Source organism: Bacillus sp. FSL W8-0640 (assembly GCF_038007725.1).
In the GTDB taxonomy this organism is placed as follows: domain Bacteria; phylum Bacillota; class Bacilli; order Bacillales; family Bacillaceae_G; genus Bacillus_A; species Bacillus_A cereus.
On sequence record NZ_JBBOXT010000001.1, the window covers coordinates 2,115,504 to 2,140,587 of the forward strand.

A 25,084-nucleotide genomic window follows, 5' to 3' on the forward strand; every position below is an offset into this window, starting at 1 on the left:
GCAATGTTACATGATGTATACAAACCAAATCGTCACTGGAAGGATATCGAATTATGGAAAGATGTTACTGAAGAGCAATGGAATGATTGGGTTTGGCAATTAACGAATACGATCAAAACGTTAGATGACTTAAGAAAAGTGATTAACTTAACACCTGAAGAAGAAGAGGGCGTTAAAATTTCAACGAAAACGATCCCGTTAAACATTACACCGTACTATGCTTGGCTAATGAATCCTGATGATCCACGCTGTCCGATTCGGATGCAATCAGTACCGATTTCGGAAGAGTTATATAAAACAAAATATGATTTAGAAGACCCACTTCACGAAGACGAAGATTCACCAGTTCCAGGGCTAACACATCGTTATCCGGACCGTGTACTATTCTTAGTAACAAATCAATGTTCTATGTATTGTCGTTACTGTACACGTCGTCGTTTTAGTGGACAAATTGGAATGGGTGTACCGAAGAAACAATTAGATGATGCAATTGCTTATATTCGTGAAACGCCACAAGTACGAGATGTATTAATCTCCGGTGGTGACGGACTTCTAATTAACGATAAAATTTTAGAATATGTATTAAAAAATTTACGAGAGATTCCGCATGTTGAGATTATTCGTATCGGAACGAGAGCACCAGTAGTATTCCCACAACGTATTACAGAAAACTTATGTAACATTATTAAAAAATACCATCCAGTATGGTTAAATACACATTTCAATACATCTATTGAAATTACTGAAGAATCGAAAAAGGCATGTGAAATGTTAGCGAATGCTGGTGTTCCAGTCGGAAACCAAGCAGTAATTTTAGCTGGTATTAACGACAGCGTTCCAATTATGAAAAAACTTATGCATGACTTAGTAAAAATCCGTGTACGTCCATACTACATTTATCAATGTGACTTATCTGAAGGTATCGGTCACTTCCGTGCACCAGTATCTAAAGGTCTTGAAATTATTGAAGGTTTACGTGGACACACATCTGGTTATGCTGTTCCGACATTCGTTGTTGATGCGCCAGGCGGAGGCGGTAAAATTGCACTTCAACCAAACTATTTAATCTCACAAAGTGCAGATAAAGTTGTACTTCGTAACTTTGAAGGTGTTATTACAACGTATCCAGAGCCAGAGAGCTATATTCCAGGAAGAGCGGAAGGATACTTTAAAGAGATTTATCCGAACTACGAAGAAAAACGTTCAGATGTTGGTATCGCAGGTCTTATGAGCGATAAGAAATTTAACCTCGTTCCAGACGACTTACAGCGTATGAACCGTCGTAAAGACTACGAAGATAATGATACTCATGCATCTTTAAAAGATAAACGTGATAAGCGCGATCAATTAAAAGATAAAAAATATCAAGCACAAATGGCTAAGTTAGAAGAAAACGACAAAAAAACTGAGGGTGATGCAGTATGAATTGTATGTGGTGTGACAGTACAGAAGCGAAAGAAAGCTTGAATACTGTATATTGGGAATTACCAGATGGTACGAAAGCCATTGAAATCCAAGAGACACCATGTATTTCTTGTTCCTCGTGTGGGATGGACTATCAATCAGACCATACAGTAAAAGAAATTGAAGATCAATTATTCTTAATTTACACGAAAGATTTACCAAAACAACTAACATATGAAGAATTAATGGGAAGACCGCGTCTATTAAAAAGAAATTATTTCGACTTTTAACCAGCTTTTATGCTGGTTTTTTTCTTTTTTGCCTTGTATAATGTACCCAAGTTAGAAAGGTAGGGAATATTTTTGAAAAAGACATTTTACCATTATATGATGAAGCATCGTGCAGCTTTATTTAGAAATGAAATTTCAGATTTAGCAGAGGCGATGTATGATGATTTAAGTTTTCCGAAGCAATCTGAAGACTATGATGAAATTAGTTCATACTTAGAGTTGAGCGGAATGCTAGAAAGTATGTCTATATTTGATGAAGCCTGGGATTTATACATACAAGATAGATAAAAACTATTTGAAAACATACAGAATACATTACTTTATTTAAAGTGAAGTATTCTGTATGTTTTTTTATTATGAAATTTGTTGATTTGAAGCTAGTCTAGTTACTAGCTTTTGTTTGAGTGTAATGTAAATTTTATAAGATTATATTTTTTATTGAAAAAATTTATGAATATAAGCTTCTGTGATAAGCGTTTTTATGTAGGTTGCATATACTGATATCAAAATCACGACGTCAAAAAAAGGAGAGATAGAGATGGCAAGAAAAAAACAACCTAAATACAATGTAGGGGACATAGTCGTGATTACGCTATATGGAACCGTTGGGAAAATCACAAATATGAAGGTTTTAGATGGAGTTTATGTATACGAAGTCAATAATCACGATGGATTTTACGTAGAGCAAACATTGCAGCACGTTACAGAGCAAGATATGAAAAAGGGCGATACGGAGTGGATTGAATTAAATTATAATTTCACGTTTGGTGATCTTGTGCAAGTAACTGGATATGATAAAGATGTTTTCCGTATTGTTGGTTTTCGTACAGAAGTATGGAGATATAAGAATGACGCATGGGAAGATACAATTTATGAATTGTCACGGATTACGGATGGTGAATGGTTAGAAGCGGATGAATCAGATTTAACGTTACTAGCCAATGCTCAAACGGCAAATGCAATTTTGAAGAAAATGAAACAAGATAAAGCAGGTATGAATAAATTGGATTTAGGAAAGTTAAAGTCAATTAACAACTCGAAAAAAGTGAGTGTTAAGACGAATCGTCAAGAAATCATTGATGGATTACTTGACATTTATAACGATTATCAATTATTGTTCGATACATTTAAAGATGAAGAATATAAAATTGTAATGGATGTTGTTCATAATTATTTAGTTAAATTGACAGAGAAAAAGTAGTTAACTAGAAAGAGAGAATAAATTGAACAACAACATATGCAGTATAAGGTATGCCTACAACTATTAAAAAAATAAAAAGCCACTTTATAAGAGAGTCTGCCCATTGATCTTCATGCATGAACTCTTCTTTTGTTTGTCCTACTTCATATTGATTTTCCATTATTATTTCCCCCTTTGAATAGCTTGTACTACAATCGTATGCATCTCGTCCAAAGCTTATGACCTATAAAAAAATAAAATCTATTTTTCTAATCTCATATACATAATTTTGAGATTTTTTCATAAAACAGAAATAAAGGAGTGATGCTCATGAAGGAAATTGAAGTCGTGATTGATACGGAAGAGATTGCGGAGTTTTTTTATGAGCAACTAATTGAAAGAGGGTACGTCCCAAAACGAGAAGAAATTGAAGATCTCGCAGATATTACATTTGAGTATTTATTAGAGAAATGCATGATTGATGAAGTTTTTGATGAAGAGGATGAATGAAAGTAACGACGGGCATAACTCGTCGTTTTTTACTCTTTACAAACCTGTCACAAATATAGTCAATAATTATTGATATAATGAAAAGGAAATTTTACTCAAGAGGTGAAGGAATGTTCAAAAAAATTATTGATTCTTTATTAGGAAAGAAAAAATATCGTTCGTATTCAAGTAGTGATTATCGTCGTAGAGGGCGCTCGTATTCAAGTAGCGATTATAAACGACGTTCATCTGGTTATGGACATCAACATTATAAAAGAAAACGTAAAAGCCGTAGCTTCTTTTCAAGTAGCTGATGAAATGGCGTCGTGTACTAGCATTATTTGATAGACCACTGCGAAAAAATACAATTGTTGCAGAGCGTTATAAAATTGAATCAGTAATTGGAATGGGCAGTTATGGGGTTACATATGTCGTTAATGATTTACAAATAAATAGATATAAAGTCTTAAAACAATTAAGACAAAGTAAACAAAGATATGAGTCTGGTAGAAAATCATTTGAACAAGAGAAAATGATTTTACAAACATTAAATCATCATGCAATTCCTAGTCTATATGATCATTTCCTATGGGAGAAAAAGAGCTTCTTTGTGATGGAGTACATGCCTGGTAAAAATTTTGAAGATTATATTTTCATAGATGGGTATGTATATACAGAACGTGAAGTTTTTGAAATTTTATATGAAATATTAGAAATTGTATCGGTGTTTCATAGTGAAGGCATTATTCATCGAGATTTACGCATTCCAAACATATTAATGAAAGAAAATCAAATTAGTATTATTGATTTTGGATTGGCTAAATGGAAAGGTGAGGATGATGAGCGAGTTACAACTTACGAAGGTGAACAAGCTTTGATGCGAGAAGTTCAATTTCGTAGCGACTTTTATGCGCTCGGTCATTTCTCATTATTTTTATTATATGCAGGATATGAATCTAATGAAAAACAGGAAAAACCATGGTACGAAGAATTAACTTTGGAACATTATAATCGCGAAATGCTTATGCGAATGTTACAAATAAAAACGCCGTACTATGAGAATGTACAAGATTTAAAACAAGATGTAGCTTCTGCTTTAGAAAGGATGGAGACTCCATGTTTCAAAAGTTTTTAGCAAGCGTTGGTATTGGAAGTGCAAAGGTAGATACTGTTCTTGAAAAAGATGAGTATATTGTTGGGGAAGAAATAGTTGGAAAGGTTCATATAACTGGAGGTTCAATTAGCCAACAAATTGAAAGCATTTACTTAACATTATCGACGTCGTATGTACGAGAAGTGGATGATAAAAAAGTAACAGCAACATATGATTTAGAGCGAGTACGCTTAACCGAACCTTTTTCTGTAAAACCGAATGAAACAGTTGACATTCCATTTTCTTTTCCAATGCCAATTGAAGCACCACTTACACTTGGTATGAAAACGGTTTGGATTCATACAGGTCTTGATATTAAACGTAGTATAGACCCAAGTGACCGCGACTACGTTCAAGTGTTACCTAATGCATTATTAAGTAGTGTTTTAGATAGTGTAAATGAATTAGGGTTTAAAGCACGTCATATAGAATGTGAAGAATTACCGCACCGATTACGTAAACAAGTTCCATTCGCACAAGAATTTGAGTTTATTCCGGTTTCTGGAGAGTACTACGGCAGATTAGATGAATTAGAATTATTAATTTTGCCACGTGCATACGACCGATTAGAAATAATTATGGAAGTAGATAGAAAATCACGTGGATTAGCTGGTTTATTCGCTGAGGCACTTGATCTTGATGAGAAGGTTATTCGCTTCACTGTAACAAGAGAAGATATCCCTGAGATGAAGCAAAAAATTAATAATTATATTTTTAAATAAACTATGCATAAAAAAGAAATGGAGAGGAAAACTAAAACAACCGCTCCATTTTTTTGCATAGTGAGGTTATGTATGTGAAACGATATCGACATTTATACTTGCTAAGTTTTACGTTACTCATTTGTTTTGTCGTATTATCACTTTCGTATCATACCGCTTGTATTGAGAACTTTGACAATATAGTCGCACATTTTATTCAAAGCTTTCGAAACGATTATTTGACGACCTATTTTACTTGGGTGTCTTTTATCGGTTCCAAAAGAATATATTTTCCATTACTCATTATTCTTGTAATGTATTTTCTCGTTAGAAAAAAGTTGCTTAGTGCGTTACTTCTAACAATTAATTACTACGGATCTCGTTATTTAAACAGTATGCTTAAACTATGGTACGAACGAGCAAGACCTGATGTCACGCAGCTTGTTACTGCAACTGGATATAGTTTTCCGAGCGGTCATACGATGAATGCTACTGCTTTTTTAGGATTTATTGCATACGTCACAATTACTGAAGAGCGTATTTCGTTGCATAAAAAATTGTTAATTATTCTTATAGCAAGCTTTGTTGTATTATCTATTTCAGTTAGCCGAATATATCTTGGCGTGCACTATCCATCTGACATATTAGCAGGATGGGCAGCTGGTGGTAGCTGGCTCGTTTTATGTGTTATATTCCATAAAACGTTCATAAAAAAAGAACCTATGTCATAATAGGTTCTTTTTTCATTGGCTCAACATGAATGTGTGCATGGTAAATTCCAAACTTTTTGCGAAGCATAGCTTCGATGTTGTCGGTAATACAGTGACTTTCTCCAACATCCATGCGAGCATCTACTTCAATTGTAATATCAACGTACGTTTGATTCCCATACATACGTGCTCTAATATCTACAATGTTTTCCACACCGCCAATATGCTCAATAGCATCAGCGTATTCTTCCATTTTATCAGGATCAATTCCATCTGTAAGCATATGAGAAGATTCTACGAAAATCTCCCATGCAGTTTTACAAATAATAAGACCGACAATTAAAGCGGCAATAGGGTCTAAAATAGGCATTTGGAACTGAGAACCGACAATACCTACTACGGTACCAATACTTACGAGTGCATCTGATAAATTATCCTTTGCAGCGGCTTCTAATGATTTACTTTTTGTTCGTGCTGCAATTTTTTTCGTATACAAATACACGCAGTACATAACGACAGCAGAAAATAAAGCAACCCATGCAGCGAGTATATTAGGCGCTGCTTGTTTCGGATTTAAGAAAGATTGAATGGCACTAATAACAACTTCTAATCCGACTGTTGCCATAATGAAGGACGCAACAAGTGATGCGATTTGTTCGGCCCGCGAATGCCCATACGGATGATCTGGGTCACGAGGTTTACGAGATATTTTTAGACCAATTAATATCGCTAAAGAAGCACCGATATCCGTTAAGTTATTTAAACCGTCAGCACGTAATGCGCTAGAGAGGGTAATATAACTGATGATGATTTTCATAGAGGATAAAAATATGTAGGCCATAATGCTGACAATAGCACCTTTATCAGCTTCTTTATGAGAAAGAGTATCCATTTTAATCACTCACCTTTCTTTAAAGGAATTTCTTTCTATAAATAGAGTATCAAACGAAAGTCGTGTGGGTCTATACAAACATTGTTGACGTTTTATAGCTTTTTAAGAAGGGGATAACAAAGTTTCGTGAAGGAAAAATATGTTGAAAAGTACAAAGTTAGGGTGTGAACCTAATTAGAGTTTATTTACTAAAGAGATAGGAGGGTAGATGGATGAGGAAACGAGTACTTTTCTTACTACGTATTATTCTTATCATGACAAGGTGTAATTCATTAAACGATGAAAAACGTCAAAAGATAATTATGAAAACAGATGAAAGCCCTCTGAAAAATATTTTCCAGAGGGCTTTCAACTTAGTATGCTTCTAAAAACTCAGTAACTTGCTCTTCAGTTTTTGCATTAGCACTATGTAAGTGGCCTAGCTTCTCACCGTTTTGGTATACAAGTAAACTTGGAATACCCATTACTTGATACTCTTCAGCGATACTTGGAAACTCATCTTTATTAATAGAATACCATTCAAATTTATTGAACTCTTCCATTACATCTCCGATAAAGTTGTCCATACGTACGCAATCTGGGCACCATGTAGTAAAGAACTTAACAACTACTGGCTCCTCGCTTGCGATGATGTCTTTGAATTCTTGTTCTGTTTTAATTTCTTTCATAAGTAAAACTCCTTTCAATATCACACGAATTTATATGCAAAATTCGTATTTGCAAACATGTTGCAAACTTATTATTTGTTTTTTAGTTTTGTAGTTCGTTCACACTTATAAAATTGTATGTAACATGACTGCGCTACTAAGTGTGAAAATAACGGAACCTCACTTTTCTTTATAAGCTTTTTCCAGGATTGTGTCAAACTTTTGAATTTTATACAGAAATTAAAGAAGCCCAAACTTTGATTGAGTATGGGCAGAGTGACTAAAATTAATTGCTTATTAATTTCGAATAAATATTTAAATCGATAAGCTTTCCAGCTGATTTTTCGCTTTTTCTCAGAGTACCTTCAAAAGTAAAGTTTAATTTTTCTAATACTTTTATGGAATTTACATTTGCTGGTTTAACTTTTACAAAAATTGAATTAGGTTAGAAATTATATGGTTGTAATGGGAATTGAGGGATATGAATAAAAAAATTGTATCCCGCATTACCGGGCAGTAAGACCCCCACTGATTAAAGTTTCACTTTATTAGGGATTTGCCTTAAACATTTATTACAGTCAAGAATATTTATAATAATATGAACTAAAAAAGGTCCAATTTTTGTAATGTTGGAGGGGAGTATTGTGGACATAACTCAAAGCGTGGCAAGAATAGTGGTTAATGGGAAAGACCTTTCTTTCACTTCAGTTCAAACCTCTGCATGGAATCATGGACCTGTAAATGATTTAATCATTACGACGAATCAGAGGGTGAATGAGCTTTTTCAATTCATGTGGTCACAAGTACCGGTTACGATGTCGATATATTTTCTTCAAGGGGCGGATTTACTTAGGTTCGTTAGGGTTGCTGGAATCGATGAGCGTGTAACAGGAGAATATGTATATCATTTCATTTGGTAATAAGAAGAATTCAAAGTAGTCTAGCAGCTACTGTTTTATTTTGTCATTTGAATATAAGCGAGCGGACTAGCTTATAGTACCTACTGAAATAAAGAATCATAATATAATTTGTAATAAATTATACGGAAGTGAGTTGAAGATCATGTTTTATTCATATTTTAATTCTGAAGCTGGCATGCGACCAGCGTATGGTACGTCTATAACATATAGTGGAGCACAAAGTACAGTCCAAGCTATTCAACAAGCATTGCAAATGCAACAACAAATGCAAATGCAGCAGCAAGGAGTACAACCATATTACTCATCCGTAGAGTATTTTTACCCAGTACATCATGTTACACCGTACGGAAGTTCTTTTCTTACTATTCCATATGGAACTATATACAACTTATAACTAGTAAGGAATGAAGTGGTGTATATAAATAAGGGTGCAGATTAATAGCACCCTTATGAATAAGAAAAATAGCTAGTCCAAACCTTATAAATCAATCTTACATAATATGTAGTAATAAATTTGAAAGGGGAATTAGTATGTCTTGTTATTACTACTGTAAGTATTGTAAGGAGTATAAAAAGAAGCATCATGATTGTTGTAAGAACACTAGTAAGTGTCATGATAATAAGGACAATCTTGTTAGAGCATCGGCATTTAGAGCTAGAAATACTGTGAATCAAAATGTTCCTGCTAATACTTTTGTGAAAGTGTTATTTCAAAATGAACAATTTGATTTAGCGAATGAGTATAATCCAGCAACATCTATTTTTACGCCGAAGACTAAAGGTGTATATTCTATTATTGGAACGATTGGTTTCTTTCCAAACGATCCAACTTTAAATTATAGAGCGCGTGTAGAAATTCGTGTGAATGGAAACGCAGCGATAGCTATAGATAATGACTTTTTTGGTCCAATAAGTTTTGGAAATGTCGTAAGTGTTTCGACGATTGTTCAATTGAATGCAGGGGATGAAGTTGAGATTTATGCACAAAGTAGTATAGATGGGGTTTTAAGTCCTTTAGAAGATGGGGCACATTTTGAAGCAGCAAGATTTCCTTCTCCAATTAAATAAAACAGACTATTAAATGCTTTTTAGTAGGTTTAGTTAATCCCCTTACCAAATGGTGGGGGATTATTATTGTTTTTCTAAAATATATAAGTAAATAGGTAAAGCGTAGTTTAATTTGTAGGGGCTTCAACCTTCTTCAGATAATAAACAGAATAATAAGTAACATGCTTGTGAAAACTCATTGTTAGTAAGTTTACTAGTTTTCTTATAGAACAAGAAAGACGGAATACATAAAAGATCGTATCATTACGTTTTTTCTTTACTATATAGAAATTATATATTGAACATAGATTTGTGTAGGGAATGCTAATACACTGAAAAGAATAGCGTAAAGGCGATTACACTATATAAAAACAAAATCAATCCTAAGATGAGTAGTATCGGATGCAGCTTGAACATATTTGACCTCCTTGAGTATATAAAGAATTTTAATATATTGTTGGCCAATTTAGAAGGGGGACGGTTACATAAAAAAAGAGCATACATAATAAGTACGCTCCAAAGAAAGATAGGTTTTATGAGTGGATAATCTCCATACGATAATATATGTTCTTTTAATAAAAACGTGTAAAAAATCAATGAATTATCAATGGAATATCATAAAATGAGTAATTTTAGTCTAGGAATGCAGTTATTTTCTTTCTCAGTTATTTTTAGGTAACAAAGTTGTGAAAATCGTGCATTATGCGGACTAACAACGGGATAACGATCGTACTTCAGTTACATATTTCTTAAAGTCTGGATATTGCGTGATAGTTTGACATTTAGGGGTGCATAGTTGATTAATTATAGACACATTTGTAATTACTTCGTTACAAGGACCGAAAAATGTAACTTTTAGTTTTGAATTTGGTGGAATTTTAAACACGATAGGTTTTTTTTCCATGAAATCAGCTCCTAATATTGAGTATTATAATTTAAAGGATATAGAGTCGTATTAGTATAATATGAAATTTCAGTGGATTTGCTTATAATAAAGAATTTCATAGTAGTAAAAGTGCTTAAAGATGTAAAGGGGAAATTGAGAATGTGAAATAAAATGTTTAATTAATATAACTAATGCATTTTTTAGTTTGTTACATATTATGTTAGTAAGAATGGTATAAGGAGGTAGTATAAAATATTGGAAGAAAATGTACAAGTTCAGCTTTCGCCACCTTGGATCACAAATTTTAATGAATTAAAAAATTCAACATTTGACTTAATAATATATAGAAAATGAGTAGTGATTTTTATTAACTGAAAGGGAATTGATACTGGAAGTTTTAAGTTAATAATATAAGAGGATTTTTTCTAATATCTATAAAAATGTTCAATACCTAAATTGATAGGATGAGACTACATAACAAATAGTAAGGTATATTTCGAATATGAGAATATTTTTTGTGACATACATGTTAAAGCTAATAGAAATATTTCTGAAAGAGAATATATTTTGAAAAACGGTAAAGATTCTTTTTATTTATATTATAGATAGCTAGTTTTAGAGAGAGGAGGCTTACAATAAAACTAGCTATGAATAGGACATTCAAAAGGAGCTGGAATGTATGGGGTATATTGTAGATATTTCAAAATGGAATGGAACTATCAATTGGGATATTGCAGCATCTCAGCTAGATTTAGTGATTGCTAGAGTTCAAGATGGCTCTAATACGGTGGATTTTATGTATCAAAATTATGTTAGTGAAATGAAAAAGCATAGTATCCCATTCGGTAATTATGCTTTTTGTCGTTTTATATCTATTGCTGATGCAAAGAAAGAGGCACAAGATTTTTGGAATCGTGGTGATCAATCTGCTAAGTTTTGGGTAGCGGACGTAGAAGTTCAAACGATGGTAGATATGCAAGGCGGGACACAGGCATTTATTGATGAATTACGCCGTTTAGGTGCGGAAAAAGTAGGATTATATGTAGGGCATCACACGTATCTATCATTTGGAGCACGTAATATTGAAGCTGATTTCGTATGGATCCCTCGTTATGGAGGGAATAAGCCAGCATATCCATGCGATATGTGGCAATATACGGATTCAGGGAATGTTCCTGGGATTGGGAAATGTGATCTGAATCGATTAGTAGGAAATAAGTCACTTTCTTGGTTTATAAATTCGAACAAAGCAAATCAATCTAACATAGTGTATACACAGCAACCGAATGGCATTGGTATTGCAGTTTCGAAATATCCTGATGGATATGGAATAAATTTATATGAAAACCCCATGAATCCTCAATTTACAGGTACACTCACTCAAAAAATTCCATATTTAATCTTAGCAGGTTATTGGGGAGGCAGTGAGCAAGATATGATTTGTTTAGGGAACGATAAGCAGTGGGTATATTTAAAACATTTTAATGTGAAATGGTTTTATGCAACTTCAAAATATCCTGTCGGTTACGGAGTAAATTATTATGAAGAGCCTGAATGTATGAATTATAAAGGAAACATAGATGGATCGACATCTTTTCGAGTGTGGGGTAGAGTGGGAAATGCGGTAGATATCGGACAGAATAGTTGGATACCTGAAAAACATGTAATTATTAAGCAACTATAGAAGCTATATTTTTTTGAGAATTATATAAAGAGCCTTCTTACTATGCATAGTAAGAAGGCTCTTTATATTTAAAAATGAAAATACATGATACATAGTCAACTCATATGAAATGAATTACATGTAGAAAACACACTGTTTTCACAATGACTGTGTATAGTTAATTTGCATAATGATAAAAGTGAGGTATTTGAATTGAAAAAGAAGAAAATATTTATTGGAACAATTATTTCATGCATGATGCTAGCATTATCTGCATGTGGTTCCTCAGACAACGTAGTAACATCAAAAGTAGGAAATGTTACAGAGAAAGAATTAAGTAAAGAATTACGACAACAATATGGAGAAAGTACTTTATATCAAATGATGTTAAGTAAGGCATTGCTAGATAAATATAAAGTTTCAGATGAGGAAGCAAAAAAGAAAGTAGAAGAAGCAAAAGATAAAATGGGTGAAAACTTTAAATCGACTTTAGAACAACTTGGGTTGAAAAATGAAGATGAATTAAAAGAAAAAATGAAGCCAGAAATTGCATTTGAGAAAGCAATTAAAGCAACAGTTACAGATAAAGATGTGAAAGATAACTATAAACCAGAAATGAAAGTAAGTCACATTTTAGTGAAAGATGAAAAAACGGCTAAAGAAATAAAGGAGAAAGTAAATAATGGTGAAGATTTTGCTGCCTTAGCAAAACAGTATTCAGAAGATACTGGTTCAAAGGAACAGGGCGGGGAAATATCTGGTTTTGCCCCTGGACAAACAGTGAAAGAATTTGAGGAAGCTGCGTATAAATTAGATGCAGGCCAAGTAAGTGAGCCGGTTAAAACAACTTACGGTTACCATATTATTAAAGTGACGGATAAAAAAGAATTGAAGCCATTTGATGAAGTAAAGGATAAAATTCGTAAAGATATAGAACAACAAAGACTACAAGATACGACAGGTAAATGGAAACAACAAGTAGTCAATGATTTATTGAAAGATGCTGATATTAAAGTGAATAATAAAGAATTTAAAGATACATTTAAATTTCTAGAAAAGAAATAATGACTGTAATCATAATTAGAAAAGGGAACTCATATAGAGTTCCCTTTTTCTAATTAGTGTGTGAGTTATAAATAGATAGTAAGACAATACAATATTACATTTAAATATTAAGAATTACAATGGAAAATTATGGATTATAATTATTTCAACGAAAGTGGATATTCTACGGTTTTCATTATGCAAGTTTATTACATATATTTACTCTTTAATAATGGATATCGAACATAATTTAAAAAATAATACATATAATGTTTTTGAATAAATATTTAACATGGATAATTAGTAAAAAGCTGAGCATTCGATTGGAAAGGATGTTCTTTTTTATATGAAAATTTTAGGATAAAGAATGAATCGTTTTAAACGCGTCATTTACCACATCAATAAATTAAGGTGGTGGAGAATATATGAAAGTAATCTTTCAAGGAGAGGGCGGCGCGAAAATTTTTGAGTCATATGATGAAAATGTAAGTGATTTATTAGCTATATTAAAAGAAACGAAAGGGATTAAAATCGGGATGGTTGAGTATAAAGTGTTAAAGTACGAACTTAATTATTTTCGTCATCCGAAAAAAGCGGATACAGAGAGAGAGTTACATATAATAGTACAACATAAGTATATGTAATAAAATATAATAATAAAAATCATTGATTCAGTTTTGTAAAGTTCCATAGAGTATGTAAGAAAAGAGAGTGTTGTAAATGCTCTCTTTTCTTATGCTTTGTGAGTTCGTTCATCATAGTATATGTTTTCAGTTATAGATGGTTAATAAACGATAAAAATTTAAAACTTTTTCGTTTAGGCAGGGATTTTATATTTAAGTAAATAAATATACTATGAAGTATTTTTTATACGAATACTGGAGGAGTATAAAATGAGTTTAGCAAGTTACATAGGTTGTAATGTAGAAATTCCGTTAACGGATTCAGATTCTAATGATTTAATTGTTTTTGGACCGTGTTTTTCAGATGAAAGTATGCTTGAAATTGCACAAGAGTATCAATTCCAAACAAATTACACATATGAGGTTTCAACTAGTTGGGGGAATTGAACTTGTCGAGTGGCAAAATGTAAAGGAAAAAAAGAAGCGAAAGAAAAACTTTTAACTTTATGGAAGGTTATTTGGAAGATAGAGACTATTTCGAATTATTTAGTTGTTGGGTTGGTGATGAAGATAAGGAACGAGTAGGGGAATTGAACTTAAAAATAAAACATTTTAATATAGATGAATTATGTATTCCAGAAAGAACATTAGTTAGGATAGAAAAATAAGCTTTGAAATATTTTTTAGAAAAAGGCGATTTCACTTTGGGTGAAGTCGCCTTTTAGTTGTTATATGCATGTTATATAAGAAATGAGAAGTTTATTTGATAAAGGAAAAAAGTATGGAGATAAATAAAATTATGTTTTTTGTTAAGAAATAATAAGTATGGCTCTTCTCAAAAGAACGTAAGTTCGTGTATAATAGGAACGAATGTTCTTTTAAGAAGTAACCTAATTATAGTTTAGAAGTAAATTCGAGTTTAGTAAGTATTAAAAATAACTAAGGGATAGTATGGCTAAATAAATGTATAAATGATCAAGGAGATAAAAAATGAACGATGTAAAGATACAAAAAGAAGAAAGAGAGTGGGTTCCGTTTACAGTAATGTCCGAACAACTTTTAAATATGAGAAAGATTATTGGAGAGAAATTAAAAGTACAAAAACCGCTTTTAACAAATGAAGCAAAAGAGAGAATTTCTGATAAATTATTAACGTCATTATTGTCTGAGAAAGAAATATTGGTAACATATTTTGAAGATGGTTACATACTAACAAGCTACATGACTGTTGTACATATCAATCCGGTAAAACAAATTGTAATTTGTACAGACGCCTTTTATAAAACTTACGTATTTAACGCTATGGATATTATTGAAATAACGTAAAAGAAGCTGAGTATTAAATGGCAGCTTCTTTTATTTCTGATTTATGAGACAAATAATACAAGAAAAAGCAGCTAGCTTCGTGCTAGCTGCTGAGCCCCAGGGAAAGGGAGAAAAAGATAGGTTACTCCAAAATCGACAAGAGCTGTCAAACAGCCTGATTATAGTATAGACAAATTAAAATTTTCTATACAGAAAGTTGAACATAAGATTAGGCTGTACCCACTTGGTTTTGATCTGCAAGGTCAGAATCAAATGTATTGGTCGCGCTAACACCGCTAAAAGTATTAACAACAAAACCAACGTTTGATGCGCCGGAACCATTATAAGCTTTCGTATTTTCTTTCGGAGATACGTTGTAGAAATCACCTAAGTTAAATGATCCATTGCTATTTTGTACAACTAAATTTCCTACAACTGATGGCATAATTTTCACCTGCTTTATAATAAGTTGTTAACATTACTATATGGAGTTATAGTCCAGATGGTTCATACAATAAAAATTGTGGAATAGTAAAACGTTTGGAGCGTGGATTTCAATAAAAGTGTGTTAAAATTAATATAATAAAGTTGAGTAATTTTTTGAAAAAATTTGTATAATTGATATATATGAAAATAAAGGAGGCAAAATGTAATGAAAGATATTATGAAAAAAGTTGATTTAACAGATGCCAAATCAAGTAATCTTGTTGCATTAATTTATAGTAATGAAGTTATATTAGTTGAAGACGCATTTTGTCCAAATGAAATAAAATTAAAGTTTAATGAAATTGCAATTTTATCTGCAATTAAAACAGCCCATATTGCGAAAGTGTCTATTAGGAAAGAACTTGAAGCGCTTTTTCATGATACGGGTGTTATATTAGTGAAACAAAATGTTGATTATGGTAGTAGCCAATCTATTACCATGCATTTTGAGCAATTTAAAAAATTGCAAGATGAGATTGAACATTTAAATAAAAGTATGTAATAAAGCAGCTAAATAAAGGTTCTATCATAAAGGTGGAATGTGTTGTGTTGAAAAAGTGGTTTAAAAATTATTTGGGTGAATCGCATTGTAAACATAAATATATTTTTATTAAGATGCAGGATAATGAGGATTTTAAAAAAGGTACATTAGGTGTAGTTTATATTTACCGGTGTGAGAAATGTGGAAAAGAGAAGTTTAAATGTAAAAACAATAATGAAATAAACAATGAATTTTTAGATATATAGCAAAAAGTAACCATGATGGTTACTTTTTTTACTTATGTATGCAATATCAAAACCATTACTAAAGTATGAGTTGAGTTGATACTATAGTAAATCGCTGAATAAAAATGAAGAGAGTAAGATATAGGGAAGGAGGATGAGAGAAATGAAGCGAAAAGAAATTAGTAAATCTGTAATTATTACAGGTGTGACACAAGGGTTAGGACGTACGATGGTTGATCGATTTCATGAATTAGGGTGGAACATATATGGTTGTGGACGTTCAAAAGATAAAATTGAAGAACTAAAAAAACAGTACAGTAAAATACATGATTTCCAAGTAATTGATGTTTCAGATTCTCAGCAAGTTAATAACTGGGCAAATTATATATTTAATAGACATACGGCTCCCAATCTGATAATAAATAATGCATCGATTGTAAATCAAAATGCACAACTTTGGAAAATTACGGCTCAAGAATTCGAAAATGTAATGAATGTAAACGTGAATGGTGTAGTAAATGTAATAAGAGCGTTTGTTCCCGCAATGGTAGCTAGGAAAGAAGGAATTATCATTAATATGAGTTCTAGTTGGGGGAGAGAAGGTGAAGCTGAGCTTGCGCCATATTGTGCCTCGAAATTTGCAATTGAGGGTATCACTAAATCTATGGCCCTGGAATTACCCCATGGCATGGCTGTAGTTGCTTTAGATCCTGGAGGGAGTATTAGTACTCCAATGCTGAAGTCATGTGCGCCACAATATATAAATGAATCGCCTACACCTGAAACTTGGTCACATAAAGCAATTGAATATATATTGAATATAACAATAGATAAAAATGGAGATTCATTGACATGCCCAGCATGCGTATAAAAAGCACCTTTAAGGTGCTTTTTATATTAGTAGCACATTATATCATTCACAAAATTACATCTGAAAAATAAAATAAAAGATTAAGGGTGAGATTTGTTTGTTTTGAAAGCTTTAGAAAATATTTGAATAGGTGATAAAAATGAATCCAAGCAGTTTAAAAGTGACAGGGGCATGGTTTCAAGTGGGAGGGAATCTTACAGCTGCTATTGGAACGACAAGAGGATTTATTGGAGAAGAGAAAGTTGAATCGGATCTTGTTATTGTAGGAAGCTCATTACAAGCCCTCGGATATATATTACAAATCATTGCGAGCAAGTATGATGATGGGGAAGAAAAAAGAGAAAATCAAAATATAGGCTTAGAGAATCAAAGTAAATTACTTGATCAGATAGGAATTGAGTTATTAGCATTAGGCAATATATCAAATGTAATAGGAACATATTTTAATATAAATGAACAATTGAAAGAAAATGATTATCTTATCATTACAGGGAACAGTTTACAATCGATCGGTGCTTTTTTAGGAGTAGAAGCAGCTTTGGTGGATATAAATGTATTACAGAAAATTATTATACTGGGTAACTCCATGCAAAGTTTAGGGGCTGGATTACAAGCGTATCAAGGTGTTTTAAATGTATTGAAAGATGAGAGAGAAAATGAAGATAGTATTTTTGATAAGAGGGATGAGAGAATCATTGCACTCATTGGTATTTGGATACAAGCGATAGGAACGTTAATTTCTGCAATTGGAGTAACTGCAATAGAGGAAGAAAATAGGCTAGAAAACAATAAAAAGTCTGAAATACTTATATAAATAGAAGGAGATACATTGATTTTAGAGGCAGGTTAAGATTAAAATGGTAGTAGGTTTTTTTGCGTATATTTTGAAAAGTGATATATAAAATACAAAATAAGGAGTTTTCAAGGGATGATGTATTTATTAGCAATTCTTCTTCCACCTGTTGCTGTATTATTTTGTGGAAAACCAATTCAGGCAATCATAAATTTCATATTAACATTAATATTTTGGGTTCCAGGAGTTATACACGCAATTCTTGTAGTGCATGATAAAAAAGCTGATCGGCGTTTGAAAAAACAAATTCAAGCATATGATGAAATTAATAAGAGAAATCGAAGATAATTCATCTGCCAAATGTTTTTAAAAGAAAGGAGGATTAACCTCCTTTCTTTTTTAGTGGGTGTTAAGTTTAAATTTTTGTGTGGCGGAAAGAATTTTTAATGTAAGTATTATGATAATAACTTTTAGATTGTGCATGTAATAGGCCAGTATAAATGCTTTCTGGTACATTAAAGAAATCATACATACCATGCTTTAATTGGATTCGCAAAATCATAGAAAAAGGATTATAACCAACAGCAACTATATTTTTTGAGGTAACCGGAGATAGCTTCATTATTATGCAACTCCTTATTTTTCATTTTTAATAATTCTTTGTAGGTAACGGTATTGTGGTGTTGAAATCTTTATAATTAAAGAGGTATTATACCTATATTCAATATATTTAATATTGGTTATACGTAATTATAAGTAAGTTCACACGAAGTTCATATCGATATGCTATTTTTATTTCACCTTTGATTTATTAATAAGAAAATATTGACCATTTGAAAAAAAGGTATATTATTTATACGAGGTAATAAAAATTCACTTCTTTCATTATTATGCTAAAAGGGGCAGCATTATTAGAAAATTAGAAGTGAAAATAGCATGTATAAGAGCCATTCTAAAATTTGTAATCTGTGAATTGGGAAAATATTGAATGCTCCAGGTCAGTACACTTTCTTGCCTAAACGTATTTACGAAAGTGACCTCAATATTTTAAATTAAATCAACGGGAGAATTGAAAGGCAGGAGAAAGTAACATGTCAGAAAATTATCGTTCTCGCGAGGAGCGACGACAAGTTAAAAAGAAAAAACAACCAGCTTCTAAAACACAAAAACCAAAAGGTAAAACATCATTTTTCCGCAAGTTTTTAATTACTTGTTTATTACTTGGTATTGTAGGTTTAGTGGCGGGGGTTGCTACCTTTTTCGTAATGATTAAGGACGCACCAAAACTGGAAAAAGCAAAACTTGTTAATCCGTTATCCTCAAAAATTTATGATAAAAACGGGGATTTGGTATATGAATATGGAAAAGAAAAAAGGACGAATGTTACGTATGATCAAATACCTAAATTAGTAGAAAATGCATTTTTAGCGACAGAAGATTCACGTTTTTATGAGCATAGCGGAGTAGACTTTAAAGGTACTGCCCGTGCTGTTTTAGTGAGCCTTAAAGGAGATTATGGCTCTCAAGGTGGAAGTACGATAACGCAGCAAGTTATTAAAAACTACTTCTTATCAATGGACAAAACACCAAAGCGTAAGGCGCAAGAAATATATTTAGCTTATAAGCTAGAACAACAGTATTCAAAACATGAAATATTAGAGATGTACTTAAATAAAATTAATTTAGGTAATCGTTCATATGGTATCGCAACAGCAGCACAAAACTACTATGGTAAAGAATTGAAGGACTTAACATTACCAGAAGTTGCGATGCTTGCAGGTTTACCGAAAGCACCGAATAACTATGATCCAACGAAAAAAGAAAATGTTCAAAAAGCAACAGAAAGAAGAAATGTTGTTCTAAGTTTAATGAACCGACATGGATATATAACAAAACAGGAAATGGAAGAAGCATCAAAAGTTGACGTAGAAAAGGGGCTTAAGCCTGCAGCTCAACTACAAACAATGCCATACCCTGCATTTATGGATGCAGTTGTGAAAGAAGTAGAAAAAGAATTGCCAGATGCTAATATTGGTTCTGACGGTTTAGAAATTTATACAACGTTAGATCCGAAAGCACAGAAACTTGCTGATAATATTTTAAATAATAATATCATTGATTATCCAAACGATAAATTCCAAGGTGCATTCACATTTATGGATACGAAAACAGGAGAAGTTCGTGCTATAGGTAGTGGCCGTGGAGAAAATAAAGCTGTATTTAAAGGGCATAATATGGCAATTGAATTAGATCGTGCAGCTGGTTCAACGATGAAGCCAATTTTCGACTATGCTCCTGCAATTGAATATTTAAAATGGGCTACGTATCATCAAATCGATGACTCTCCATTTAAGTATTCAACGGGTCAAGAAGTTCGAAATGCAGATAGAAGTCATATGGGTCCAATTACGATGCGTGAAGCATTAAAAATGTCGCGTAATATTCCTGCAATTAAAACTGCAAAAGAAGTAGGGATTAGTAAATCAAAAGAATTCTCTGAGAAACTAGGTATTACATTTAATACAGCACCGACAGAATCGACAGCGATTGGTACAAATGAAGTATCGCCAACTGAAATAGCGGGTGCTTATGCGGCATTTGGTAATGAAGGTAAATATACGAAACCGCATTTTGTTAAGAAAGTCGTTTATCCAGACGGTAAGTCACAAAGTTTTGGACAAAAACCAAAACAAGTTATGACAGATTCTACCGCATACATGATTACTGATATGCTTCGTTCTGTAGTTACATCAGGTACTGGTACATCGGCAAATGTAGGCTCTTTAGATGTAGCTGGTAAAACGGGTACGACAAACTATTCATCAAAGCAATTAGCTCAATATAAAATTCCAGAAAGTGCAACTCGTGATAGTTGGTTTGCTGGATATACACCGCAATATACGATGGCAGTATGGACTGGGTATATGAAAGATGGTAAAGACGAGTATATTAGTAGTAAAAATACGAAAATTGCACAGTTAATCTTTAAAGAAATGATGAGCGAAATGGCTACAGATAAATCACGCTTTAAAATGCCAAGTAGCGTTATTCAAGAAGGTAGTGAGCTACGTATAAAAGGTGAAAAACGTGATTCATCGCCAAATACTAGCGTACCGGATACAACGGAGCAACCAAAACAAGATCAACAGCAAAAAACTGAAGAAGAGAAAAAGCAAGAAGAATTAAAGAAACAAGAAGAACTGAAAAAACAAGAAGAACAAAAGAAACAAGAGGAACTTAAGAAGCAAGAAGAACAAAAGAAACTAGAAGAGCAAAAGAAACAAGAAGAACAAAATAATGGAAATGGCCAAGGAACGACACCTCCAGCAAATAACGGAGGAGGTCAAGGAAATACGACACCTCCAGCAAATAATGGAGGAGGTCAAGGAAATACGACACCTCCAGCAAATAATGGAGGAGGTCAAGGAAATACGACACCTCCAGCAAATAACGGAGGAGGTCAAGGAAATACGACACCTCCGGCAAATAATGGAGGAGGTCAAGGAAATACAACTCCACCAGCGACCACACCACCAGAGACTGGCGGTAATGCAGGAGAGACCCCTGCTAATAATGGGCAATAAGAAAAATTTATAAAAAATATTAAAAAGCACTTAAGATTTGTGAAAATTACAATCTTAAGTGCTTTTTTCGTTTAAATGTAGTAGCTATGAAATGATGTGTTTTAAATGTTAAACGTACCATAAAAATTTTGAAAATAAATTGATGGGAAATGATAAAAGACTTGAGCCTGAGGTAGTGGAGCGTGGCTAGGATGATAAAAGGTAGTGCTACTTGGATGGGCACCATGATGCCAAAATGAAGGGGTAGCTTGACCTGGTGATTGGTATTGTTGCCAAATTGCTGGAAGTTCAATGCCGACATCGGAACTTGCTGTATGAACGGCGGGGGCATGTATTTCGGGTATCGAAGGAACCGCGACAGTTACTCTTGATGATAATACCCACATAAAATAATCACTCCTAAGTTGTGATAATAAATTAGTATATTCTTTTCACACGTATAAAGGTACATATATAGGACTTTCGTTTAAAATATGCGTACAAAGTCTTAAGACTAATGTAAGCTGATGGTGGACTATTTAATATGAAAAGATACGTCTATTTGCGGAGGGAAAAGAGATAAAAAAAATATACAATGAGGGTGTTAATCGTAATATTTTACGAGTGTATGGAGGTATTTTTATGGAACGATTATGGACGAAATCATTTATTCAAATGACTTTCGCAATGTTATTTTTATTTACAGGATTTTATTTACTTGTTCCAACGCTCCCGCTCTTTATTAAAGAGATAGGTGGCAATGAATCGCAAGTTGGACTTATGATGGGGATGTTTACAATAGCTGCTGTTGTAATACGACCGATTATTGGAGGAATGTTAGATCAATATGGTAGAAGATCCTTTATTATTTTCGGACTCATCTTTTTTGGCTTAACGATGTACTCCTATAATATAGCATCGACTATTGTCCTTTTAGCTGTTTTACGTGTTATTCACGGAGTAACATGGGCTGTTTCTACAACAGCTGTTGGAACAGCAATAACGGATATTATTCCAGATTCACGCCGCGGTGAAGGTATGGGTTGGTATGGGATGGCGATGACAATTGCAATGGCGATTGGACCTATGATTGGATTATGGGTTGTGCAAAATTATTCATTTGATGGTCTATTTTTATTAGCGACGTTGTTATCTTTTATGGCAGTTGTATTATCATTAATAACGAAGATCCCATTTACGCCACAAAAAGAAAAAGGGAAAATTCAGCTATTTGAGAAATCCGTATTAACAATCACGATTGTAGTATTCTTTTTATCGTTTGCATATGGAGGAATAACAACCTTTTTACCGTTATTTGCATCATCAATTCATGTAAACCCGGGAACTTTCTTTCTTGTATATGCAATTGCATTAACAATTGTAAGACCAATTTCAGGGAAACTATTAGATAAGTATGGAGAAGTATTCATCATACTTCCAGCATTATGTATTACTATTTTAGCTATAGTTGTTTTAACTATCTCAAATGGTTTGATAGGTGTAATTATCGCAGCAACATTATACGGTATTGGATTTGGTTCAGCGCAGCCAGCTTTGCAAGCGGCAATGCTTACAATTGTCGATCCGAGTAAAAGAGGAGTTGCAAATGCTTCATTTTTTACAGCGTTTGATTTAGGAATCGGGTTAGGTGCTATTTTACTTGGAGTTGTTTCACAAATGTTTGGTTATCGTATTTTATTTTCAGGGAGTGCAATTTCAGCATTGATAGCCTTAATTATTTTCGTCTTCTTTGTAAAACAACGATTAGGAAAAAAAGAGTTTGCGTAAACTGGAGGAATAAAGATGAGAATTTCAATTGATCGTAAAGCTCTGCAATGGTTCCAGGAAGAATTACGTATAAAGCACGGTGAATCTGTACGTTTTACTGTAAGGTACGGAGGGGATAGTTCAATTCAGCCCGGATATTCTTTAGGGGTTGTTGCTGAGAAACCTGATGGCGAAATAGTGTCAGTTGAGAAGGAAGGTATTATATTTTTTGTAGATTCTGATGATCTTTGGTATTTTCAAAACTATGATTTATTTGTAAGTTATCATGAGGAAATGGAAGAAATTCAATTTAATTATGTAAAATAATAACTTTATTAAAAATGAATAAGTTTTATATAAAAATTATATTTAAGAGATAGTGAAATAAATATCATATAGTAACGAGCTGTATTTATGTACAGCTCGTTTTTTCTATTTCTCAAATAAAATTAGAATAATTGTATATTTGGCGGTGTTATATGAAAAATCTTTATATTTTGTTTTTGAAAATACGCAAAGAAGTCTATCCTTTCTTTATAAAATATAAGAATTATTTTCAAAAAATTGTATTGTTACAGTAAGAAAAGTGTAGGAAACTTATCATTATAAAATAAATTGAAATCTTCTAAAAACTCTGATACATTGAAATAGAAATGTAGTTTCACAATATTGTAAAGGCTTACAGTTATGTGCACGAAGATCTATTAGGATTGGAGGAAATAATGATGAAAGCTGAAGAGAAATTTTCCCCGGGATTAGATGGTATAGTGGCAGCGGAGACGAAAATCTCGTTTCTTGACACAGTAAAAGGTGAAATTGTAATTCAAGGGTATGACTTAATCGAACTCTCAAAAACAAAAGAGTATTTAGACATTGTGCACCTTTTATTGGAGGAACATCTACCGAATGAAGATGAAAAAGCAACACTTGAAAAGAAATTAAAAGAAGAATATGCAGTACCAGAAGGTGTATTCAACGTACTAAAGGCATTGCCTAAAGAGACGCATCCCATGGATGGATTACGTACAGGTGTGTCAGCGTTAGCTGGTTACGATAATGATATCGAAAACCGCTCGTTAGAAGTGAATAAAAGCCGAGGGTACAAGCTGTTAAGTAAAGTGCCAAACATTGTAGCAAATAGCTATCATATTTTAAATAATGAGGAGCCAATTGAACCTCTTAAAGAATTATCTTATAGTGCGAATTTCTTCTATATGTTAACTGGTAAAAAACCAACTGAACTTGAGGAAAAGATCTTTGATCGTTCCCTTGTTTTATATAGTGAGCATGAAATGCCAAACTCTACATTTACAGCTCGCGTTATTGCATCAACACAATCAGATTTATACGGCGCTCTAACAGGTGCAGTTGCATCTTTAAAAGGAAGTTTACATGGCGGTGCAAATGAAGCGGTTATGTACATGCTTTTAGAAGCTGGTAATGTTGAGAAATTTGAAGAGTTATTACAGAAGAAACTATATAACAAAGAAAAAATTATGGGCTTTGGACACCGTGTTTATATGAAGAAGATGGATCCAAGAGCACTTATGATGAAGGAAGCTTTAAAACAGTTATGTGATGTAAAAGGTGATTATACACTATATGAAATGTGTGAAGCTGGAGAAAAGATTATGGAAAAAGAAAAAGGAATTTATCCAAATCTTGATTATTATGCAGCTCCAGTATATTGGATGCTAGGTATTCCAATTCAACTTTACACACCAATCTTCTTTAGCTCTAGAACAGTGGGGTTATGTGCGCACGTTATTGAGCAACATGCAAATAATCGTTTGTTCCGTCCACGTGTAAATTATATTGGCGAGCGACATGTACTTAGTAAATAAGAACAACTGGGGAGTTGTTAGCGCCGCCCGCCAGATGGGTGTTTGACCGACACCCATCATTAATAATAACGAATTTTCGA

General features: G+C 32.9%; 33 protein-coding genes and 2 pseudogenes. 27 read left to right on the forward strand and 8 right to left on the reverse strand.

What is annotated here, in order from left to right:
- Nucleotides 1-3 precede the first annotated feature (3 nt).
- The 4 genes from ablA (at nt 4) to N2V80_RS11045 (ending at nt 2,895) form a co-directional block, all read left to right on the forward strand.
- Entirely contained in the window at nt 4-1,425 is a 1,422-nt protein-coding gene (gene ablA / locus N2V80_RS11030; RefSeq protein ID WP_000902142.1) for a lysine 2,3-aminomutase, read from the forward strand.
- Nucleotides 1,422-1,694: a YokU family protein gene (locus tag N2V80_RS11035; protein WP_000995763.1), complete on the forward strand. Its 273-nt coding sequence runs from the start codon at nt 1,422-1,424 to the stop codon at nt 1,692-1,694. The genes ablA and N2V80_RS11035 overlap by 4 nt, the downstream gene beginning before the upstream one ends.
- Nucleotides 1,695-1,766: 72 nt before the next feature.
- Entirely contained in the window at nt 1,767-1,982 is a 216-nt protein-coding gene (locus tag N2V80_RS11040) for a YozE family protein (RefSeq protein WP_000750717.1), read from the forward strand.
- 250 nt (nt 1,983-2,232) lie between these two features.
- Entirely contained in the window at nt 2,233-2,895 is a 663-nt protein-coding gene (locus N2V80_RS11045) for a hypothetical protein (RefSeq protein WP_000101499.1), read from the forward strand.
- A 4-nt stretch (nt 2,896-2,899) separates the two neighbouring features.
- Here the strand turns inward: N2V80_RS11045 and N2V80_RS11050 are convergent, their stop codons facing one another.
- Nucleotides 2,900-3,055 (reverse strand): DUF3930 family protein, encoded by a 156-nt coding sequence (locus N2V80_RS11050; RefSeq protein WP_000431486.1) that lies wholly within the window; start codon nt 3,053-3,055, stop codon nt 2,900-2,902.
- A gap of 149 nt (nt 3,056-3,204) precedes the next feature.
- On the opposite strand from N2V80_RS11050, the gene N2V80_RS11055 reads away from it, so the two are divergent.
- The 5 genes from N2V80_RS11055 (at nt 3,205) to N2V80_RS11075 (ending at nt 5,948) form a co-directional block, all read left to right on the forward strand.
- Nucleotides 3,205-3,384: a YozD family protein gene (locus N2V80_RS11055; RefSeq protein ID WP_000658451.1), complete on the forward strand. Its 180-nt coding sequence runs from the start codon at nt 3,205-3,207 to the stop codon at nt 3,382-3,384.
- Between the two features lie 110 nt (nt 3,385-3,494).
- Complete coding sequence (locus N2V80_RS11060) at nt 3,495-3,677, forward strand: hypothetical protein (protein WP_000473371.1); 183 nt, start codon at nt 3,495-3,497, stop codon at nt 3,675-3,677.
- On the forward strand, nt 3,677-4,498 hold the full coding sequence (locus tag N2V80_RS11065; protein ID WP_000872065.1) for a serine/threonine protein kinase: 822 nt from the start codon (nt 3,677-3,679) through the stop codon (nt 4,496-4,498). Before N2V80_RS11060 ends, N2V80_RS11065 begins: the two co-directional genes overlap by 1 nt.
- A complete protein-coding gene (locus tag N2V80_RS11070) occupies nt 4,480-5,238 on the forward strand; it encodes a sporulation protein (RefSeq protein WP_000486612.1) in 759 nt (252 codons plus the stop codon). The genes N2V80_RS11065 and N2V80_RS11070 overlap by 19 nt, the downstream gene beginning before the upstream one ends.
- A gap of 74 nt (nt 5,239-5,312) precedes the next feature.
- Nucleotides 5,313-5,948, forward strand: coding sequence for a phosphatase PAP2 family protein (locus tag N2V80_RS11075; RefSeq protein ID WP_000833370.1), 636 nt, complete (start codon nt 5,313-5,315; stop codon nt 5,946-5,948).
- Here N2V80_RS11075 and N2V80_RS11080 read toward each other — a convergent pair.
- The 3 genes and pseudogenes from N2V80_RS11080 to N2V80_RS11090 all read right to left on the reverse strand — a co-directional run.
- Nucleotides 5,938-6,819: a cation diffusion facilitator family transporter gene (locus N2V80_RS11080; RefSeq protein ID WP_000380380.1), complete on the reverse strand. Its 882-nt coding sequence runs from the start codon at nt 6,817-6,819 to the stop codon at nt 5,938-5,940. The two genes, N2V80_RS11075 and N2V80_RS11080, sit on opposite strands and share 11 nt — an antisense overlap.
- 353 nt (nt 6,820-7,172) lie before the next feature.
- The gene (locus N2V80_RS11085; RefSeq protein ID WP_000658787.1) at nt 7,173-7,487 is read right to left on the reverse strand and encodes a thioredoxin family protein; all 315 of its coding nucleotides are present in this window, start codon (nt 7,485-7,487) and stop codon (nt 7,173-7,175) included.
- 265 nt (nt 7,488-7,752) lie between these two features.
- Nucleotides 7,753-7,908: pseudogene (locus N2V80_RS11090) on the reverse strand (GNAT family N-acetyltransferase); the annotation flags it as partial.
- Nucleotides 7,909-8,110: 202 nt separating this feature from the next.
- Here N2V80_RS11090 and N2V80_RS11095 point away from each other — a divergent pair.
- The 3 genes from N2V80_RS11095 to N2V80_RS11105 all read left to right on the forward strand — a co-directional run bounded on the left by N2V80_RS11095 (nt 8,111) and on the right by N2V80_RS11105 (nt 9,454).
- Nucleotides 8,111-8,386 (forward strand): hypothetical protein, encoded by a 276-nt coding sequence (locus N2V80_RS11095; protein ID WP_000355689.1) that lies wholly within the window; start codon nt 8,111-8,113, stop codon nt 8,384-8,386.
- A 142-nt stretch (nt 8,387-8,528) separates the two neighbouring features.
- Complete coding sequence (locus N2V80_RS11100) at nt 8,529-8,780, forward strand: DUF3947 family protein (protein ID WP_000500092.1); 252 nt, start codon at nt 8,529-8,531, stop codon at nt 8,778-8,780.
- Between the two features lie 137 nt (nt 8,781-8,917).
- Nucleotides 8,918-9,454 carry a C1q-like domain-containing protein gene (locus N2V80_RS11105; RefSeq protein ID WP_002100961.1) on the forward strand — a complete coding sequence of 179 codons (537 nt, stop codon included), beginning with the start codon at nt 8,918-8,920 and terminating at the stop codon, nt 9,452-9,454.
- 688 nt (nt 9,455-10,142) lie between these two features.
- Here the strand turns inward: N2V80_RS11105 and N2V80_RS11110 are convergent.
- Nucleotides 10,143-10,337 (reverse strand): hypothetical protein, encoded by a 195-nt coding sequence (locus N2V80_RS11110; protein ID WP_000412557.1) that lies wholly within the window; start codon nt 10,335-10,337, stop codon nt 10,143-10,145.
- A gap of 661 nt (nt 10,338-10,998) precedes the next feature.
- Between N2V80_RS11110 and N2V80_RS11115 the strand changes: the two genes are divergently transcribed.
- The 6 genes and pseudogenes from N2V80_RS11115 (at nt 10,999) to N2V80_RS11140 (ending at nt 14,975) form a co-directional block, all read left to right on the forward strand.
- Nucleotides 10,999-12,003, forward strand: coding sequence for a glycoside hydrolase family 25 protein (locus N2V80_RS11115; protein WP_061655255.1), 1,005 nt, complete (start codon nt 10,999-11,001; stop codon nt 12,001-12,003).
- A gap of 192 nt (nt 12,004-12,195) precedes the next feature.
- Nucleotides 12,196-13,047, forward strand: coding sequence for a peptidylprolyl isomerase PrsA (locus tag N2V80_RS11120; protein ID WP_000727342.1), 852 nt, complete (start codon nt 12,196-12,198; stop codon nt 13,045-13,047).
- A gap of 404 nt (nt 13,048-13,451) precedes the next feature.
- Nucleotides 13,452-13,670, forward strand: a complete 219-nt coding sequence (locus N2V80_RS11125) for a hypothetical protein (RefSeq protein WP_061655254.1) — start codon at nt 13,452-13,454, stop codon at nt 13,668-13,670.
- A 249-nt stretch (nt 13,671-13,919) separates the two neighbouring features.
- A pseudogene (locus N2V80_RS11130) lies at nt 13,920-14,151 on the forward strand (hypothetical protein).
- Between the two features lie 4 nt (nt 14,152-14,155).
- Nucleotides 14,156-14,317: a hypothetical protein gene (locus N2V80_RS11135; RefSeq protein WP_167754510.1), complete on the forward strand. Its 162-nt coding sequence runs from the start codon at nt 14,156-14,158 to the stop codon at nt 14,315-14,317.
- A 322-nt stretch (nt 14,318-14,639) separates the two neighbouring features.
- Nucleotides 14,640-14,975, forward strand: a complete 336-nt coding sequence (locus N2V80_RS11140; protein ID WP_001999741.1) for a YolD-like family protein — start codon at nt 14,640-14,642, stop codon at nt 14,973-14,975.
- 208 nt (nt 14,976-15,183) lie between these two features.
- Here the strand turns inward: N2V80_RS11140 and gerPF are convergent, their stop codons facing one another.
- Nucleotides 15,184-15,399 carry a spore germination protein GerPF gene (gene gerPF, locus N2V80_RS11145; protein ID WP_001141569.1) on the reverse strand — a complete coding sequence of 72 codons (216 nt, stop codon included), beginning with the start codon at nt 15,397-15,399 and terminating at the stop codon, nt 15,184-15,186.
- A 207-nt stretch (nt 15,400-15,606) separates the two neighbouring features.
- Here gerPF and N2V80_RS11150 point away from each other — a divergent pair, with 207 nt between their 5' ends.
- From N2V80_RS11150 to N2V80_RS11170, 5 genes are all read left to right on the forward strand, one after another.
- Nucleotides 15,607-15,942 carry a hypothetical protein gene (locus N2V80_RS11150; RefSeq protein ID WP_000651907.1) on the forward strand — a complete coding sequence of 112 codons (336 nt, stop codon included), beginning with the start codon at nt 15,607-15,609 and terminating at the stop codon, nt 15,940-15,942.
- A 44-nt stretch (nt 15,943-15,986) separates the two neighbouring features.
- Nucleotides 15,987-16,187: a hypothetical protein gene (locus tag N2V80_RS11155; RefSeq protein ID WP_061655253.1), complete on the forward strand. Its 201-nt coding sequence runs from the start codon at nt 15,987-15,989 to the stop codon at nt 16,185-16,187.
- A gap of 142 nt (nt 16,188-16,329) precedes the next feature.
- Nucleotides 16,330-17,037: an SDR family oxidoreductase gene (locus N2V80_RS11160; RefSeq protein WP_061655252.1), complete on the forward strand. Its 708-nt coding sequence runs from the start codon at nt 16,330-16,332 to the stop codon at nt 17,035-17,037.
- Nucleotides 17,038-17,176: 139 nt separating this feature from the next.
- Nucleotides 17,177-17,851 (forward strand): DUF6944 family repetitive protein, encoded by a 675-nt coding sequence (locus N2V80_RS11165; protein ID WP_061655251.1) that lies wholly within the window; start codon nt 17,177-17,179, stop codon nt 17,849-17,851.
- Nucleotides 17,852-17,965: 114 nt separating this feature from the next.
- Nucleotides 17,966-18,178 carry a YqaE/Pmp3 family membrane protein gene (locus N2V80_RS11170; protein ID WP_000990233.1) on the forward strand — a complete coding sequence of 71 codons (213 nt, stop codon included), beginning with the start codon at nt 17,966-17,968 and terminating at the stop codon, nt 18,176-18,178.
- Nucleotides 18,179-18,245: 67 nt separating this feature from the next.
- Here the strand turns inward: N2V80_RS11170 and N2V80_RS11175 are convergent, their stop codons facing one another.
- Nucleotides 18,246-18,452, reverse strand: coding sequence for a KTSC domain-containing protein (locus tag N2V80_RS11175; RefSeq protein ID WP_000777843.1), 207 nt, complete (start codon nt 18,450-18,452; stop codon nt 18,246-18,248).
- Between the two features lie 469 nt (nt 18,453-18,921).
- Here N2V80_RS11175 and N2V80_RS11180 point away from each other — a divergent pair, with 469 nt between their 5' ends.
- The gene (locus N2V80_RS11180; protein ID WP_065704216.1) at nt 18,922-21,414 is read left to right on the forward strand and encodes a PBP1A family penicillin-binding protein; all 2,493 of its coding nucleotides are present in this window, start codon (nt 18,922-18,924) and stop codon (nt 21,412-21,414) included.
- A gap of 101 nt (nt 21,415-21,515) precedes the next feature.
- Here N2V80_RS11180 and N2V80_RS11185 read toward each other — a convergent pair whose 3' ends face one another.
- Nucleotides 21,516-21,800: a hypothetical protein gene (locus N2V80_RS11185; protein ID WP_000270101.1), complete on the reverse strand. Its 285-nt coding sequence runs from the start codon at nt 21,798-21,800 to the stop codon at nt 21,516-21,518.
- Nucleotides 21,801-22,035: 235 nt separating this feature from the next.
- Here N2V80_RS11185 and N2V80_RS11190 point away from each other — a divergent pair, with 235 nt between their 5' ends.
- The 3 genes from N2V80_RS11190 to mmgD all read left to right on the forward strand — a co-directional run bounded on the left by N2V80_RS11190 (nt 22,036) and on the right by mmgD (nt 25,004).
- Nucleotides 22,036-23,181: an MFS transporter gene (locus tag N2V80_RS11190; protein ID WP_000440662.1), complete on the forward strand. Its 1,146-nt coding sequence runs from the start codon at nt 22,036-22,038 to the stop codon at nt 23,179-23,181.
- A 15-nt stretch (nt 23,182-23,196) separates the two neighbouring features.
- Nucleotides 23,197-23,487: a HesB/YadR/YfhF family protein gene (locus N2V80_RS11195; protein ID WP_001222842.1), complete on the forward strand. Its 291-nt coding sequence runs from the start codon at nt 23,197-23,199 to the stop codon at nt 23,485-23,487.
- Between the two features lie 395 nt (nt 23,488-23,882).
- Nucleotides 23,883-25,004 (forward strand): citrate synthase, encoded by a 1,122-nt coding sequence (mmgD, locus tag N2V80_RS11200; RefSeq protein ID WP_001987369.1) that lies wholly within the window; start codon nt 23,883-23,885, stop codon nt 25,002-25,004.
- Nucleotides 25,005-25,084 lie beyond the last annotated feature (80 nt).